The organism is Nocardiopsis chromatogenes YIM 90109 (assembly GCF_000341185.1).
GTDB lineage: Bacteria > Actinomycetota > Actinomycetes > Streptosporangiales > Streptosporangiaceae > Nocardiopsis_A > Nocardiopsis_A chromatogenes.
Genome location: NZ_ANBH01000103.1, coordinates 1 through 16,169 on the forward strand (window position 1 = coordinate 1; position 16,169 = coordinate 16,169).

Annotated in this window: 12 protein-coding genes; 6 read left to right on the forward strand and 6 right to left on the reverse strand. The window is 73.6% G+C overall.

What is annotated here, in order from left to right:
- On the forward strand, window positions 1-198 hold a 198-nt coding region (locus D476_RS32780; RefSeq protein WP_192826372.1), incomplete at its 5' end, for a LuxR C-terminal-related transcriptional regulator.
- Window positions 199-798: 600 nt separating this feature from the next.
- On the opposite strand, the gene D476_RS0110035 is transcribed toward D476_RS32780, so the two are convergent.
- Entirely contained in the window at window positions 799-1,959 is a 1,161-nt protein-coding gene (locus tag D476_RS0110035; protein ID WP_017623816.1) for an NAD(P)/FAD-dependent oxidoreductase, read from the reverse strand.
- Window positions 1,956-2,330: a bifunctional 3-phenylpropionate/cinnamic acid dioxygenase ferredoxin subunit gene (locus D476_RS0110040; RefSeq protein WP_239648659.1), complete on the reverse strand. Its 375-nt coding sequence runs from the start codon at window positions 2,328-2,330 to the stop codon at window positions 1,956-1,958. The genes D476_RS0110035 and D476_RS0110040 overlap by 4 nt, the downstream gene beginning before the upstream one ends.
- A gap of 522 nt (window positions 2,331-2,852) precedes the next feature.
- On the opposite strand from D476_RS0110040, the gene D476_RS0110045 reads away from it, so the two are divergent.
- Window positions 2,853-4,304 carry an MFS transporter gene (locus D476_RS0110045; protein WP_017623818.1) on the forward strand — a complete coding sequence of 484 codons (1,452 nt, stop codon included), beginning with the start codon at window positions 2,853-2,855 and terminating at the stop codon, window positions 4,302-4,304.
- Between the two features lie 316 nt (window positions 4,305-4,620).
- On the opposite strand, the gene D476_RS0110050 is transcribed toward D476_RS0110045, so the two are convergent.
- From D476_RS0110050 to D476_RS0110065, 4 genes are all read right to left on the reverse strand, one after another.
- On the reverse strand, window positions 4,621-5,766 hold the full coding sequence (locus D476_RS0110050) for an aromatic ring-hydroxylating oxygenase subunit alpha (RefSeq protein WP_017623819.1): 1,146 nt from the start codon (window positions 5,764-5,766) through the stop codon (window positions 4,621-4,623).
- A gap of 102 nt (window positions 5,767-5,868) precedes the next feature.
- Window positions 5,869-6,717 carry a formyltetrahydrofolate deformylase gene (purU, locus tag D476_RS0110055; protein ID WP_017623820.1) on the reverse strand — a complete coding sequence of 283 codons (849 nt, stop codon included), beginning with the start codon at window positions 6,715-6,717 and terminating at the stop codon, window positions 5,869-5,871.
- A gap of 10 nt (window positions 6,718-6,727) precedes the next feature.
- Window positions 6,728-8,101, reverse strand: a complete 1,374-nt coding sequence (locus D476_RS0110060) for an L-serine ammonia-lyase (protein WP_017623821.1) — start codon at window positions 8,099-8,101, stop codon at window positions 6,728-6,730.
- Window positions 8,102-8,209: 108 nt separating this feature from the next.
- Entirely contained in the window at window positions 8,210-10,678 is a 2,469-nt protein-coding gene (locus D476_RS0110065; RefSeq protein WP_026123386.1) for a GcvT family protein, read from the reverse strand.
- A 500-nt stretch (window positions 10,679-11,178) separates the two neighbouring features.
- On the opposite strand from D476_RS0110065, the gene D476_RS0110070 reads away from it, so the two are divergent.
- The 4 genes from D476_RS0110070 to D476_RS0110085 form a co-directional block, all read left to right on the forward strand.
- On the forward strand, window positions 11,179-12,411 hold the full coding sequence (locus D476_RS0110070; RefSeq protein ID WP_017623823.1) for a sarcosine oxidase subunit beta family protein: 1,233 nt from the start codon (window positions 11,179-11,181) through the stop codon (window positions 12,409-12,411).
- Between the two features lie 65 nt (window positions 12,412-12,476).
- Entirely contained in the window at window positions 12,477-12,758 is a 282-nt protein-coding gene (locus D476_RS0110075) for a sarcosine oxidase subunit delta (RefSeq protein WP_017623824.1), read from the forward strand.
- Window positions 12,755-15,595, forward strand: coding sequence for a 2Fe-2S iron-sulfur cluster-binding protein (locus tag D476_RS0110080; protein ID WP_017623825.1), 2,841 nt, complete (start codon window positions 12,755-12,757; stop codon window positions 15,593-15,595). Before D476_RS0110075 ends, D476_RS0110080 begins: the two co-directional genes overlap by 4 nt.
- On the forward strand, window positions 15,585-16,169 hold a 585-nt coding region (locus D476_RS0110085), incomplete at its 3' end, for a sarcosine oxidase subunit gamma (RefSeq protein WP_017623826.1). The genes D476_RS0110080 and D476_RS0110085, both read left to right, overlap by 11 nt.

Sequence of the window (16,169 nt, forward strand, 5' to 3'; positions counted from 1 at the left end):
GTGCTGGCCCTGGTGGCGGCCGGTAAGCGCAACCGGGCCATCGCCCAGGAGCTCGGCGTGGCCGAGAGCACCGTGAAGTTCCACATCTCCGCGGTGCTCAAGAAGCTGGGCGTGGCCACCAGGGGCGAGGCGGCGGTGATCGGCATGCGGGCGGGGATCGCGGCCGACGCCCCCGGGTCCCGGGGCGGGGCGGGTTAGGGACGCGTCCGCCGGAGCGGTGCGGCTTCGGGGGGATCCGGCCTCTCTTCAGGGCCCTGCCCTGCGGCCGCCGTCCGAGCCGGGTCCTGTCCGGAGTGCCCCTCCGTCCGGCCCCTCCGCCGTTGGTCTCGGGGATCTCCGGTGGGGCCGCCGGGGGCGAGTCTCGGCGGGATGCCGCAGTACTCCGGACAGGAGCTGGGACCACGGTGGCCCCACCGGCCCCGGGGCGGCCGGGGGCCGGGGCCCGCGGAGTCCCCGCCCGGGGACGAGTCCTCCGGTGGTCCCCTGCGATATCGGTCGGAGGGGCGTTCGGGCCGCGCACCGTGCGACGCTTGCCGGTTCCGGTGTTGCCGGGCCCGCTGCCGCGTCCTCGGCACGGACGCGCCCGGCTGCGTCGGCGCGGCGGGGAAACCGAGTGCGGGTGCCGTGCCCACCGGCGCACAGGTATGCCGGGCGGCCTTCGGCCGCCCGGCAGGCCCGGCAGGCCCGGCACCGGCCGCCGGATGCTCCACCGCCTCGGCAGACGCCGTTGGCGGGAGAGCCCCGTGTCCGGGCTGGTCGGAGGAGGTCGGATTCCCGCCCCCGGGGACGGGAATCCGGTCAGATCCGCTTGGCGAGTTTTCTGCGCCACCCGCCGAAGGGGCGCGGGAGGTCGACGGCGAGGACGCCGGTGACCTCGTCGTCGCGGTCGGTGTAGAGGGCCAGGAACGCGCCCGTCTCCGGGTCCCCCTCCTCGATCTGCACCGAGCACGCGTCGGTGCGGTGGCCCGCGAACTGGATCTTGTGGCCGTACTGGTCGGACCAGAAGTAGGGGACCGCGTGGTGGGCGGGCGGGCTGTGCTCGCGGCCGAGCAGCGCCGCGGCGGCCGCCGCGGGCTGCTGCAGGGCGTTGGTCCAGTGCTCCAGCCGCAGCGGGGCCCCGGTGTAGGCCCGGTGGCTGTTGGCGCAGTCGCCGACGGCGACCACCCCGGGCACGTTGGTGGCCCCCGCCTCGTCGGTGCGGACCCCGTCGTCGACCAGGACGCCCGACCCGTGGAGCCACTCGGTGTTGGGCAGGGCGCCGATGCCCGCCACCACCGTGTCGGCCGGCAGCTCCCGGCCGTCCTCCAGCCGGACCGCCGTGACGCGGGCGGAGCCCACGAGCTCCACCACCCGGCCGTGGGGGTGCAGGCGCACGCCGTTGCGGGTGTGCAGCCGCGCGCAGACCGCCCCCATCTGGGCCCCCAGCACGCGCTGGAGCGGGACCGACCCCGCCTCGACGACGTCCACCTCGCAGCCCAGGCCGGCCGCGGTGGAGGCGACCTCGGCGCCGATGAACCCGCCCCCGATGACCACCAGCCGGGCCCCCGGAACCAGTTCGCGCCGCAGGGCCTGGGCGTCGTCGAGGGTGCGCAGGGTGTGGACCCCGCCGGGGAGGGGCCCGGGGAGCGTGCGCGCCCGCGCGCCGGTGGCCAGCACGACCGCGTCGGAGGCGACGCGGTTGCCGTCGTCGAGGACCACGGTGCGCTCGCGCGGGTGCAGGGCCGTGGCGGTGCGGCCCAGGGCCCAGTCGATCCGCAGGTCCTCGTCGTCGGCGGTCAGGCCGATGTCCTCCTCGGTGACCGTGCCCGCCAGGAACTCCTTGGACAGCGGCGGGCGGTCGTAGGGGGCGTGCTTCTCCTCGCCGATGACGGTGATGCGGCCGTCGAAGCCGTGCTCGCGCAGCGCGCGGGCGCTCGCCAGTCCGGCCAGGGACGCCCCGACCACGGTGGCGGTCCTCATCGGACCACCTCGCCCACGGCCGCCTCGGCGCCGACCGGGGCCGCGCCGACGGGGGCCGACTCGCGGACGTAGATCTGGCCGTCGTGGACCTCGACCGCGTGGGTCCGGACGGGCTTCTTGGCGGGCGGCCCGCTGGGCTGCCCGGTCCGCAGGTCGAAGCAGGCGGCGTGCAGGGGGCACTCCACCGCGCACCCTTCCAGCCATCCGTCGGACAGCGACGCGTCCTGGTGGGTGCAGGTGTCGTCGATCGCGTAGAGCTCGCCGTCGGCGTTGAAGACCGCGATCGCCACCTCCCCCTGTACCCGGACCGACTCTCCGGGCGGGAGTTCGGACAGCTCGCCCACGAAGATCATCTCGCCTCCAAGTTGCATATGGAGAAATTCATGCCGTAATACGCAACGCACTCAGGGCGGTCCGGTCCGCCGCTCGTCAACGGTCATCTCTCGACGGCCAGTGGGGTCAGGGGGTCGGCGCCGCGGTACGCACCCCGGAACGGTCCGCCGACGGATGGACGGGCCCGGTTCCGGCCGGATCACCTCCGACCGGCCCCCTGGGAGGGGATGCGATGGGCACGTCCGCGAAAATCCTCTCGCTTCTGTTGCACACTGCGAGACCCAAGGTGGGATGCGCAACACACAGGATGCGGCTCCACCGGACCGCCCGTCAACGGTCGGTTTCGAACTCGTCCGTGACGTTCGTGTTTCCGCACCCGCACCCCCGGGTTCCCCGCAGGCCGGACCGGATCCCCGCGCCTTGACCCCCGTCGGGAGGTGCCGTATGTTGCGCGTGCCGGGTAGAGATATATCACTCGTCGACACCAACCTCCCGAATCCTCGCCTTTTGGGCCCCGGCCCCGCGGCGCCCGGGGCCGAGGGCGCGCACCGAGGAGGCGCATGACCGACAAGCCGAGGCGGCCGCGCCGGGGCCTGACCCCGCCGGTCGTGCAGGAGGAGCGCATCGTCCGCAAGGCGGTCGGCGCGGCCGCGGTCGGCAACTTCGCCGCCTGGTACGACTTCGGGCTCTACTCCTACCTGGCCGTCGCCGTGCTGAACCGGGTGTTCTTCCCCGACGCCGGACCGTGGACCACGGCCCTGGCCCTGGGCGCGTTCGCCTCGGCCTTCCTGGTACGCCCGCTGGGCGGGTTCGTCTTCGGGTGGCTCGGCGACCGGTTCGGCCGCACCAAGGTGCTGGCGGCCTCGATGCTGATGATGGCCGCGGCCACGGTCCTGCTCGGGCTGGTGCCGTCCTATGGCGCCGTCGGCCTGGCCGCCCCGCTGCTGGTGCTGCTGATGCGGATGCTGCAGGGCTTCGCGGCCGGCGGCGAGTACACCGGCGCGCTGACCCTGATCGCCGAGTACGCCCCCGACCGGCGGCGCGGCTTCTTCGGCAGCCGGCTGGAGCTGTCCACGCTGGCGGGCTACGCCCTGGGCGCGGCGGCCTCGGGGACGGTGATCGCGCTGCTGCCCGCCGACGACCTGCTCGCCTGGGGCTGGCGCCTGCCGTTCCTGCTGGCCCTGCCCCTCGGGCTGACCGGCCTGTACCTGCGCATGTCCCTGGAGGACACCCCCGCCTTCCGCCAGCTCATGGAGCGCTCCCCCGCGCTGGCCACGATGTCGGTCCGGCGCGCCGTCCAGATCATCGCGGCCCACTACCGCGCTCCCGCGCTGGTGGCGGCCGGGGTGACCATCGCCTGGAACGTCACCAACTACGTGCTGACCAACCACGTCCCCGCCTACCTGTCGGGCACCCTCCCGCGCCACGGCGCGGGCGGCGCCGACGACACGACGGTGACGGCCCTGCAGGTCGGCACGATGCTGCTGATGATGTGCGCCATCGGGTCGGTGGGGCGGCTGAGCGACCGGATCGGGCGCCGCCCGGTCCTCATCCTGGCCAGCTCCACCCTGGTGCTCCTGGGGCTTCCGGCCGTGTGGCTGCTGCGCGAGGGCCTCATCGGCCAGATCGCCGGGCTGCTGATCATGGGGACCTCGCTGGTGTGCTTCGCGGCGGTGTCCCCGTCGACGCTGCCCGCGCTGCTGCCCACGATGGTGCGCTACAGCGGCCTCGCGGTCATCTTCAACGTCTCGGTGTCGGTGTTCGCGGGCACCGCGCCGACGGTGATCGAGGCCGCGACCGTGGCCACCGGCGACCTCGACTGGCCGGGCTACTACCTGGTCGGGGCGGGCGTCGTCGGGTTGGCCAGCACCTTCTTCCTCCGGGAGCACGCCGGGCGCCCCCTGGAGGGCGCGGCGCCGCTGACGTCGAGTTCAGAGCTGCCCCCTCCCCCGCTGTCCCCCGAGGGCGTGCCCTTGGAGTACCCGCGCGAGGAACGCGGGGAGGAGCCGTAGAGCACGCCCGGGGGCGCGCACGGCGGCGGACGCCGCCCGTGCGGAACCCGCGGTGATCCCGGCGGCACGGCGCCGTCGCTCCGGGGTGTTGCGCGGGTCAGGGCCGTCGAAGGCACTGGCGGTGTCAGGCGGCCGGGGGAGCCGGTCAGCGGGCCGCCGACCGAGCCGACCGATGAGACCGAGCCGACCGGTGAGAACGCCTCCAGGGCCGTGCCCGGGCGCCGCGCAGTAGGCCGTGGTCCGATCACCACGCCCGACCGCCGCGGACACGGCTGAAGGCCCCGCGTGCGCGCACGCGGGGCTCCCCCCGCCCGGGTCAGCCGGTGTAGCCGCGCACCCAGTCGTGGAACTCGCCGATGTGGTGCTCGCTGGGCACCAGCACACCGCCGTCCCGGTAGGACCGGGAGTCCATGGCCAGCTGGCACCGCTCACAGGCGTCGAAGTCCTGCTGGTTGACCCGGTGGAACAGCTCCACCGAGCGGTCGATGTCGGTGCCCGAGTCGACGACCTCGGGCAGGTACAGCCAGTCGCACCGGACCAGGGTGCGGTCGGCCGCCAGCGGGAACATGCGGTGGAAGATGACGTGGTCGGGGACGAGGTTGATGAAGACGGTCGGGCGCACGGTGATGGCGTAGTAGCGCCGGTCCTGCTCCTCGTTGACCCCCGGGATCCGCTCGACCCCGGCCGACCCGTCCACCGTGAAGCCCTCGACGTCCCGGCCGAACTCGGCCCCGTGGCCCACGAAGTACTGGGCCGCCAGGCCGTCGGCGAACTCCGGCAGGACCTCGGTCAGCTCGGGGTGGATGGTCGCGCAGTGGTAGCACTCCATGAAGTTCTCGACGATCTGCTTCCAGTTCGCCTTCACGTCGTACTCGATGCGCCGGCCGAGCTTGAGGTCGGCGACCTGGTAGCCCACGATCGCGTCAGGGGTGCCCAGGCGGGTGGTGACGTCGCCGATGACGGTCTCCTCGAAGGAGGGCGGCTCGTCGGCCAGGCACACCCATACGTACCCGAGCCACTCGCGCACGTGCACCCGGTGCAGGCCGAAGCGGGCGCGGTCCACGTCCGGCATCGACGTCAGGTTCGGGGCCGAGACGAGCTTGCCGTCCAGGGAGTAGGTCCAGGCGTGGTAGGGGCACTGGAAGGCGCGCCGCACCTGGCCGCTCTCCTCGGTGCACAGCCGCGCTCCGCGGTGGCGGCACACGTTGAGGTAGGCGTTGACGGCGCCGTCCCGTCCGCGGGCCACCAGCACGCTCTCACGGCCGACCTGCACGGTCTCGAACCGTCCGGGCTCGGCCAGGTCGGCCGCGAGAGAAGCGCAGAACCACTGGGTCTCGAAGATCGAGGCCTGCTCGGCCCGGAAGATGTCCGGGTCGGTGTAGTAGTGGCCGGGAAGTGTTCCCTTCAGGCTCTCAGGAAGGTCCTCGCCTGGGCTGGAGGCGGTGATTTCACCGGTCGTCATGGAAGTGCTCCTCACGCGGGAGGGGTGGAGAAGGGGAGACAGGGAAGAGCCCGCCCCGGCACCGGGCCGGGACGGAGGAGGACGGCGGGGTGTGCGGCGGCGCTACCGGAACACGACCGTGCTGTCCCCGTTGAGCAGCACGCGGCGCTCGCAGTGCCAGCGCACCGCCCGCGACAGGGCGAGGGCCTCGGCGTCCCGCCCCACCGTCTGCAGCGCCTCCGGGTCGTAGGTGTGGTCGATGCGGATGACCTCCTGTTCGATGATCGGCCCCTCGTCGAGGTCGGGGGTGACGTAGTGCGCGGTGGCGCCGACCAGTTTGACCCCGCGCCGGTAGGCCTGGTGGTAGGGGCGGGCGCCCTTGAACCCCGGCAGGAAGGAGTGGTGGATGTTGATGGCCCGCCCGTAGAGGGCCTTGCAGGTCTGGTCGGACAGGATCTGCATGTAGCGCGCGAGGACGACGAGGTCGGCCCCGAACTCGTCGACGAGTTCCAGCAGCCGGGCCTCCGCCTCCGGCTTGGTCCCCTGGGTGACGGGCAGGTGCACGAAGGGCAGGCCCGCGGCCTCGGCCATCGGGCGCAGGTCCTCGTGGTTGGAGACCACGGCCGCGATGTCCGCGCCGAGGCTCCCGGCACGCCACCGGTAGATGAGGTCGTTGAGGCAGTGCCCGGCCTTGGAGACCATCACCAGGACGCGCGCGGGGCTGTCCCCGAAGAAGGAGAAGTCCATCTCGAAGTCCGCGGCGACGGGCTCGAAACCGGTGGAGAGCTCGTCGAGGTCGACGTCCCGGTCGGCCGCGACCTGCGTGCGCAGGAAGACGCGGTCGCCGACGGAGTCGTCGAACTGCTGGTATTCGCGGATGTCGCACCCGCGCTGGAAGAGGTAGGAGCTGACCGCCTGGACGATCCCGGTGCGCGCCGGGCAGCTCAGGGTGAGGACGAACGAACGGGCCATCGCATGCTCCTCAGCATTCAACGACGTTGAGAGCGAGTCCGCCCCTGGCGGTCTCCTTGTACTTGTCCTTCATGTCGGCCCCCGTCTGGCGCATCGTCGTGATGGCCTTGTCGAGGGTGACGTGGTGGCGTCCGTCTCCGTAGACGGCCATCCTGGCGGCGGTGATGGCCTTGACCGAGGCCACCGCGTTGCGCTCGATGCAGGGGATCTGCACCAGCCCGCCCACCGGGTCGCAGGTGAGCCCCAGGTTGTGCTCCAGGCCGATCTCGGCGGCGTTCTCCACCTGCTCGGGGGTGCCCCCGATGACCTCGGCGAGGCCCGCCGCCGCCATCGAGCAGGCCGAGCCGACCTCGCCCTGGCAGCCGACCTCGGCGCCGGAGATGGAGGCGTTCTCCTTGAACAGGATCCCCACCGCCCCGGCGGTGAGCAGGAACCGCACCACCGCGTCGGCGTCGAAGTCCTCCAGGAACGCCCGGCCGTAGTGCATGACCGCCGGGACGATCCCGGCGGCGCCGTTGGTCGGCGCGGTCACCACGCGCCCGCCCGCGGCGTTCTCCTCGTTGACGGCCAGGGCGAACAGGGTGACCCATTCCAGGGCGGCCAGGGCGTCGCCCTTGTCACCGCCCGACTCCAGGCGGGTGCGCAGCTCCCCGGCGCGGCGCCGGACCCTGAGCCCTCCGGGCAGGACGCCTTCGGCGCTCATCCCCCGGTCCACGCACTCGCGCATCACCGACCAGATGTGCAGGAGGCCCTCCCGCACCTGCGGCTCGGTGCGGCGGACGCATTCGTTGGCCATCATCACGCCGCTGACCGGCAGGCCCGTGCGGCGCGTCAGGGCGAGCAGCTCCTCGCCGGTGCGGAAGGGGTGGGGAACCGGGGTCGCGTCCTCCACGAGCACGGGGCGGCCCGCCTCGTCCTGGTCGAGGACGAACCCTCCTCCGACCGAGTAGTACTCCCGGCGCTCCACGGTGCGCCCCCGGTCGTCGAAGGCCTCGAAGACCATTCCGTTGCTGTGGAAGTCGAGCCTGCGCCTGCGGTGCAGGACGACGTCGTCGTCCACGGAGAAGGCGATCTTGTGCTCCCCCAACAGGACGAGGCACCCCTCCTCCCGCGCCGCCCGCACCGCGGGCTCGGCCGCGACGGGGTCCACGAGGTGGGGCTGCTCCCCCGCCAGCCCGAGCACCACGGCCTTGACGCTGCCGTGGCCGTGGCCGGTCGCCCCGAGGGACCCGAACAGCTCGCAGCGGACACCGGCCACGCGGGCCAGCTGTGCGGTCTCGCGCAGCCGGGTGGCGAACAGGTAGGCCGCGCGCATCGGCCCGACCGTGTGCGAGCTGGACGGTCCGATGCCCACTTTGAACAGATCGAATACGGACAGGCTCATGTTCCCTCCCCTGAGGGATCGTCGGGCGGCCCGGTGCCGGGGGCCCATGGACCCCGCGCCGCCCCCGGTGAGGGGTTCGGAGCCGGGGGCGGCGCGGGGGGTCTCGGTTCAGCGGCGGATGCGCGCCATCTCGGGGTCGACCAGGGGTTCGGCGGCGACGGTGGCGCGCACCCTCCGGTCGAAGTACTGGACCTCGACCGGTGTGCCGACCGTTGCCGATGCGGGCAGCCAGGCGTAGGCGATGGGCGTGCCGAGCGTGTGGGAGAAGGCCGCGGAGGTGATGTACCCGGCGGGGTCGCCGTCGAGGAGCACCGGTTCGGAGCCGAGCAGCACGCTGCGGCGGTCGTCGACGGTCAGGCAGGACAGGCGGCGCTCGACCGAGCCCTCGTCGCGCCCGGCGATCGCGTCGCGCCCCACGAAGGGGCCCTTGTCGGGGCGGACGGCGAAGCCCACCCCGGCCTCGTAGGGGTCGTGCTCGGTGGTCATGTCCGCGCCCCAGGCGCGGTAGCCCTTCTCCAGCCGGAGGCTGTTGAAGGCGGCGCGGCCCGCGGCCACCACGCCCAGGTCCCGTCCGGCCTCGAAGAGGACGTCCCAGAGCCGCTGCCCGTACTCGGCGCTGGTGTAGATCTCCCAGCCGAGCTCGCCGACGTAGGACAGGCGCATGGCGGTGACGGGGATCCCGGCGATGCGGGCGCGCTTGCAGCGGAAGAACCGCAGGCCCTCGTGGGAGAAGTCGTCCCGGGTGAGCGGCTGCACCAGGTCCCGGGCCAGTGGGCCCCAGACGCCGATGCAGCAGGTGCCGCCGGTGATGTCGCGGACCCGCACGCTCCCGTCCCCGGGGAGTTCGCGCCGGAGGTAGTCCAGGTCGATGTTGCCGTTGACGCCGATCTGGAATTCCTGCTCGTCCAGGCGGGCGACGGTGATGTCGCTGCGCACGCCCCCGGCGTCGTCGAGCATCAGGGTGTAGGTGACGGCGCCGACCGTCTTGTCCATCTTCCCGGTGGTCAGGCGGTCCAGGTAGGCCAGTGCCCCCGGGCCGGTGACCTCGACCCGCTTGAGCGAGGTCATGTCGTACATGGCGACGGCGTTGCGGGTCTTCCACGCCTCGACCGCGACGATGGAGGTGTCGTGGAACATGCCCGACCAGGCGTCGCGGGACGGCGGGCGCCAGTCCATGGGCAGGTCCTTGGCCAGCGCGGCGTTGGCCCCGTACCAGTGCGGCCGCTCCCAGCCGTGGGACTCCAGGAAGACGGCGCCCAGCTCCTTCTGGCGTGCGTGGAAGGGGCTGGTGCGCAGGTCGCGGGGCGAGAGCTTGGGCTGGAGCGGGTGCTTGACGTCATAGATCTCGATGAAGTTCTGCCGGGAGGTCTCCTCCACGTAGGCGTCGGCGGTCTCGATCTCGTCGAACCGGTGGACGCTGCAGCCGTGCAGGTCGAGCTCGCTGCGGCCGTCGACCAGGAGCTGGGCGACGGACCGGGCCACCCCGGCCGAGTGGGTCACCCACACCGCCTCGGCGATCCAGAACCCGGCCACCTCGGGCGACTCCCCGATGAGGGGGCCGCCGTCGGGGGTGAAGGAGAAGACGCCGTTGAACCCGTCCTCGATGCGGGCCTGCTCCAGGGCGGGCAGCAGGCGGCGGCCGTGCTCCCAGGACTCGGCGAAGTCCTCGCCGGTGAAGGCCAGCATCGAGGGCATGGCCTCCTCGGTGGGGGCGTCGAGGCGGGGCAGCTCGTCCAGGCCCACCGCCATCGGGCGGTGGGCGTAGGAGCCGATGCCCAGGCGGTCGACGTGCTCGCGGAAGTACAGGTCGCGGTCCTGGTGGCGCAGGATGGGCAGGCGCGCCTCGATGCGCTCGTCGTTGCGCCCGGCCAGTTCGGGCAGCGGAGCGGTGCGCGCGTACTGGTGGGCCATGGGCAGCAGGGGCACCGTCATCCCGGCCATGGCGCCGACCTCGCGGCCCCAGAACCCGGCGCAGCACACGACGATGTCGGCGGGGACCTCGCCCTGTGTGGTCTCCACCCCGGTGACGCGGGCGCCGCTGTGCTTGACGCCCACCACGCGGGTGCCGCCCTGGAAGACGGCGCCGCGCGCCTCGGCCCGGCCGGCGAGGACGGCGACGACGCGGGAGGCCTTGGCCAGGCCGTCGGTGGGGGTGTGGAAGCCGCCCAGGATCCGGTCGGCGTCGAGCAGGGGGTGGAGCTTGGCGCACTCCTCAGGGCCGACGACCTCGCCGGGGATCCCCCAGGAGGCCGCCCATCCCTGCTTGCGGTGCAGGTCGGCCAGGCGCTCGGGGGTGGTCGCGATCTCCAGGCCGCCGACGGGGTTGAAGCACCAGCCGTCGTCGGCCTCCAGGCCGGTGAACTTCTCGACGGTGTAGGCGGCGAATCCGGTCATCGTCTTGGAGGGGCCGGTCTGGTACACCAGGCCCGGCGCGTGCGAGGTGGACCCCCCGGTGAGCGGCAGCGGCCCCTGGTCGAGGACGGTGACCCGGTCCCATCCGCGTTCGGTCAGCTCGTCGGCCAGGTTGGCACCGACGATCCCGGCTCCGATGATCACGACTCGGGGGGTCGTACCCATGCTGGTCTCCTTACGGGCGGAGTGTGATGACCACGGGGGCGGCGCCCGCCGGGGCGGCTGCGGCCGCGGGGGGCGTGCGGGCGGGTGGCCGGGGCGGCCCGGCGGAAGCGCCGGGGCCGTTCGTCGGACCGTCCCCGACGACTGAACGCACACTGATATATCAATTCGACGGCAACGTACGCGGAGGCCGGACCGGGGGTCAAGCCCCTGCCCGGAATCTCCTTCACCCGGTGTTCGCCGACCCGTTTCCACCGCGCTCCGCCACCGCGGACCCCTTGACCTCGGCGGCCCCGCTGCTAGCCTGAACGCCAACTGATATTTCAGTTGCATGGCAGTGCGCGGCCCGCCGCGGCCGCCGCCCTCCGAAAGACCGCGGCGGGCCCGGGACCGCCCGCCCCGCCCTTCCCGGTCCCCCGGACGACGCACGTCGCCGACGACCTGCGGCACGCTGCCGCACCGCGTCCCCTACCCACCCACCCCCGGACGAACGGAGGGTCCCGATGGCACCGCGGACACCCGGCGCCGACCTGCCCGACCACCCCGACCGGCTCTGGCGCTCGGCCGACCCCGAGAGCTCCTACGACGTGGTGATCGTCGGCGGCGGCGGGCACGGCCTGGCGACCGCCTACTACCTGGCGGTCAACCACGGCATCACGAACATCGCCGTGCTGGAGCGCGGCTGGCTGGCCGGCGGGAACATGGCCCGCAACACCACGATCATCCGCTCCAACTACCTCTGGGACGAGAGTGCCGGGCTCTACGAGCACGCGCTCAAGCTCTGGGAGGGGCTGGAGGACGAGCTGGACTACCCGCTGCTGTTCTCCCAGCGGGGCGTGCTGAACCTGGCGCACTCGCTGCAGGAGGTCCGCGACGGCGTCCGCCGGGTGGGCGCGAACCGGCTCAACGGCATCGACGCCGAATGGCTGGACACCGAGCAGGTCGCCGAGGCCTGCCCGATCCTGAACACCTCGCCCGACCTGCGCTACCCCGTCCTGGGGGCGACCTGGCAGCCGCGTGCGGGCATCGCCAAGCACGACCACGTCGCCTGGGGGTTCGCCCGCGCCCTGGACCTGCTCGGCGTGGACCTGGTCGAAGGGTGCGAGGTCACCGGCTTCGAGCGGGTCGGCGACCGGGTGATCGGCGTGGAGACCACCCGCGGCCCGATCCGGGCGGGCCGGGTCGCCCTGGCCGCCGCCGGGCACACCTCGGTCCTGGCCGACACGCTCGGGCTGCGCCTGCCCCTGCAGAGCCACCCGCTACAGGCGCTGGTCTCGGAGCTGCTGGAGCCGGTCCACCCGACGGTGGTCATGTCCAACGCGGTGCACGTCTACGTCAGCCAGGCGCACAAGGGCGAGCTCGTGCTCGGGGCGGGCATCGACTCCTACAACTCCTACGGGCAGCGCGGGGCGTTCCACACCATCGAGCGCGAGCTGGCCGCGGCCGTGGAGCTGTTCCCGATGTTCTCCCGCGCCCACGTGGTGCGCACCTGGGCGGGCGTCGTCGACGTCACCCCCGACGCCTCGGCGATCATGGGGCCCACCCCCTTCGAGGGCCTCTACGTCAACTGCGGCTGGGGCACCGGCGGGTTCAAGGCCACCCCTGGGGTGGGCTGGTGCTTCGCCCACACCATCGCCAACGGCGAGCCGCACCCGCTCAACGCCCCCTTCGGGCTGGAGCGGTTCACCACCGGCGCGCTGATCGACGAGCACGGCGCCGCCGGGGTGGCGCACTGAGGCGCACCGAGGTGCACCGAGAGATCCCACGACCCACCGCACGACCCTCCGAAGGAGGCCCACACATGATGCTCATCCCGTGTCCGTGGTGCGGCCCGCGCAACGAGACCGAGTTCCACTACGGCGGACAGGCCGACGTGGCCTGCCCCGGCGACCCGCACGCGGTCTCGGACGCCGAGTGGGCCGGGTTCCTGTTCTTCCGGGACAACCCCAAGGGCGTGTTCACCGAGCGCTGGATGCACCGGTCCGGCTGCCGCCGCTGGTTCACGGTCCGGCGGGACACCGCCACCAACGAGATCCACGACGCCGGCGCGCATGAGGACGAGGAGAGGACGGTGACGGTGTGAGCGGCCCGTTCAGGCTCGACGAAGGCGGCCGGATCGACCGGGAGCGCCCCGTGGCGTTCCGCTTCGACGGCCGCGACCTCCAGGGCCTCGCCGGGGACACCCTGGCCTCGGCGCTGCTGGCCAACGGCGTGCACCAGGTGGCCACCGGCATCCGCTACGGGCGCCCCCGCGGCATCCTGTCCGCGGGCCCCGAGGAGCCCAACGCGCTGGTGCAGATCGAAAAGCCCTTCCCCGAGCCGATGCTCACCGCCACCACGGTGGAGCTGGCCGACGGGCTGGAGGCCGTCGGCCTGCCCGGGCAGGGGCGCCTGTCCCCCGACCCCGACCCCGCCCGGTACGACGCCGTGCACGCCCACTGCGACGTGCTCGTCGTCGGCGCCGGCCCGGCCGGGCTGTCCGCCGCGCTGGCCGCCGCCCGCGGCGGCGCCCGGGTGGTCGTCGCCGACGCCGACACCGAGTTCGGCGGCGGCCTGCTCGGCAGCGGGGAGATGCTCGACCACGCCCCGGCCATGGAGTGGGTGGAGCGGGCGCGGGCCGAACTGGCCCGCCGCACCGAGGTGCGCCTGCTGCCGCGCACCACGGTCACCGGCCACTACGACGCCAACTACCTGGTGGCCGTGGAGAACCGGGGCGACGACGCCTTCACCCGGCAGCGCACCTGGCACATCCGGGCCCACGAGGTGGTGCTGGCGACCGGGGCGCACGAGCGCCCCCTGGTCTTCGCCGACAACGACCGCCCCGGCACCATGCTGGCCGGGGCCGCCCGCACCTACCTGCACCGCTACGCGGTCCTGCCGGGGCGGCGCGCCGTCGTCTTCACCACCGACGACGGCGCCTACACCGCCGCGCTGGACCTGTGCGGCGCCGGGGTGGAGATCGCCGCGGTCGTCGACGCGCGGCCGGAGCCTCCCCCCTTCTGGGCCAAGCGCTGCGCCGAGCAGGGCATCCCGGTGCGCGCGGGCCACGCCGTGGTCGGCACGTCCGGCGAGGAGCACGTCACCGGTGCCAGCATCGCCGCGTTCGACCCGGACACGGGCGCCCTCGGCCCCGAGGAGCACCACGACTGCGACCTGCTGCTGGTCTCCGGCGGCTGGAACCCCGCGGTGCACCTGTACTCCCAGGCCCGCGGCCCGCTCGCCTACGACGAGGCGGCGGGGGCGTTCCTGCCCTCCGGATCCGTTCCGGGCGTGCACCCGGCGGGGGCGGCGGCCGGGCTGCGCACCACCGCCCAGTGCCTGTCCAGCGGCGCGGTGGCCGGGGTGCAGGCGGCCTCCCGGCTCGGCCTGGAGGCCAGCGCCGCGCCCCGCCCCGAGACCGACCCGCACCCGGTCCCCAAGGGCCGGCCGCTGTGGCTGGTGCCCGACCCCGAGGCCGGCGCGCCGGGCCGCCAGTTCGTGGACCTGGCGCGCGACGCCACGGTCGCCGACATCGACAAGGCCGTCGGGGCGGGGCTGACCTCGGTGGAGCACATCAAGCGCTTCACCACCATCGGCACCGGCCACGACCAGGGCCGGACCTCGGGGACGGTCTCCTCGGGCATCATCGCCGGACTGCTGGGGGCCGACCTGTCCGAGGTGGGCACCACCACCTTCCGGGCGCCCTACAGCCCCGTGTCCTTCGCCGCGCTGGCCGGGCGGGAGCGGGGCGAGCTGTACGACCCGGTCCGGGTGACGGCGATGCACGACTGGCACGTGGAGCGGGGGGCGCCGTTCGAGAACGTCGGCCAGTGGAAGCGCCCCTGGTACTACCCGCGGCCCGGCGAGGACATGGAGGCGGCCGTGCTGCGCGAGTGCCGCGCGGTGCGCACCGGCGTGGGCATGCAGGACGTGTCCACCCTCGGCAAGATCGACGTGCAGGGGCCGGACGCGGCGGCGTTCCTCGACCTCGTCTACACGAACATGATGAGCACGCTCAAGCTCGGGCGCATCCGGTACGGGCTGATGTGCACCGCCGACGGGATGGTCTTCGACGACGGGACCGTCATGCGCACCGGCGAGAACCGGTACCTGGCCACCACGACCAGCGGCGGCGCGGCCGGGGTGCTGGAGCACCTGGAGGACTGGCTGCAGACCGAGTGGCCGCACCTGCGGGTGCACCTGACCTCGGTGACCGAGCAGTGGGCCACCATCGCGCTGGCCGGACCGCGCTCGCGGGAGGTGCTGGAGCGGGCGTGCACCGGCATCGACCTGGACAACGCCGATTTCCCCTTCATGAGCTGGCGCCACGGGACGATCGCGGGCCGCAGGGCCCGGGTGTGCCGGATCAGCTTCTCCGGGGAGCTGGCCTTCGAGGTCAACGTGCCCTGGTGGCACGGGCGGCAGGTCTGGGAGGCCCTCTATGCGGCCGGGGAGCCGTTCGGCATCACCCCCTACGGCACCGAGACGATGCACGTGCTGCGCGCGGAGAAGGGGTTCCCCATCGTCGGCCAGGACACCGACGGCACGGTCACCCCGCAGGACCTGGGCATGGGCTGGGCGGTGTCCAAGAAGAAGGCGGACTTCATCGGCAGCCGCTCCTTCAGCCGTCCGGACAACACCCGCACCGACCGCAAGCAGCTCGTCGGCCTGATCCCCGCCGCGGGGGAAGGCGTCCTCCCGGAGGGGACCCAGATCGTGGGGACGCGGGTGCTCCCGGAGCCCCCGGTGCCGATGCTGGGCCACGTCACCTCCAGCTACCGCAGCGCCACCCTGGGGACCCCGTTCGCCCTGGCCCTGGTCAAGGGCGGGCGCGACCGCATCGGGCAGACGGTCTACGGCCACGTCGGCGACCGGCTCGTCCCGGTCGAGATCACCGACCCCGTGTTCTACGACAAGGAAGGAGCACGCCGTGACGGCTGACCTCTACGGCGCGTCGCCGCTGGCGGTCCGCGCCGGCGCCCTGGCCGCGGCCTCGTCCCCGTCGGCCGTGCGCATCGCCGAGGTGCCCTTCCGGGCCCAGGTGACGCTGCGGGTGGACCCCCGGGGCGCGGCGGCCGAGCGCATCGGGGCCGCGCTCGGCGCCGCGCTCCCGGGCCCGGGCGGGGTGGCCCGCACCGAGCGGGTCGCCGTCCTGGGCCTGGGCCCCGACGAATGGCTGCTGGTGGGGCCGGAGGGCGCCGCGCAGGGCCTTCAGGACACGCTGACCGCGGCGCTGGACCGCGCGTTCGGCGCCGTGGTGGACGTGTCGGCGCACCGCACGATCGTCGAGGTGTCCGGCCCCAAGGCGCTCGACGTGCTGAGCAAGGGGTGCGCGCTGGACCTGCACCCCCGGGTCTTCGCCTCCGACCGGTGCGCGCAGACCGACGTCGGGCGCACCGCGGCGATCCTGATGCGCCACGACGTCGCGGCCACGGGCTTCTGGGTCTTCGTCCGCGCCTCCTACGCCCGCTACCTCGCCGACTGGCTGACCGACGCCGCCGCCGAGTACGGCGGG

Bases quoted from the DNA above. Each gene is read 5' to 3' on its own strand.
- D476_RS0110045 (WP_017623818.1), top strand. From the start codon at position 2,853: ATGACCGACAAGCCGAGGCGGCCGCGCCGGGGCCTGACCCCGCCGGTC.
- D476_RS0110035 (WP_017623816.1), bottom strand. From the start codon at position 1,959: ATGAGGACCGCCACCGTGGTCGGGGCGTCCCTGGCCGGACTGGCGAGC.
- purU (WP_017623820.1), bottom strand. From the start codon at position 6,717: ATGGCCCGTTCGTTCGTCCTCACCCTGAGCTGCCCGGCGCGCACCGGG.
- D476_RS0110050 (WP_017623819.1), bottom strand. From the start codon at position 5,766: ATGACGACCGGTGAAATCACCGCCTCCAGCCCAGGCGAGGACCTTCCT.
- D476_RS0110075 (WP_017623824.1), top strand. From the start codon at position 12,477: ATGATGCTCATCCCGTGTCCGTGGTGCGGCCCGCGCAACGAGACCGAG.
- D476_RS0110040 (WP_239648659.1), bottom strand. From the start codon at position 2,330: ATGCAACTTGGAGGCGAGATGATCTTCGTGGGCGAGCTGTCCGAACTC.
- D476_RS0110060 (WP_017623821.1), bottom strand. From the start codon at position 8,101: ATGAGCCTGTCCGTATTCGATCTGTTCAAAGTGGGCATCGGACCGTCC.
- D476_RS0110065 (WP_026123386.1), bottom strand. From the start codon at position 10,678: ATGGGTACGACCCCCCGAGTCGTGATCATCGGAGCCGGGATCGTCGGT.
- D476_RS0110070 (WP_017623823.1), top strand. From the start codon at position 11,179: ATGGCACCGCGGACACCCGGCGCCGACCTGCCCGACCACCCCGACCGG.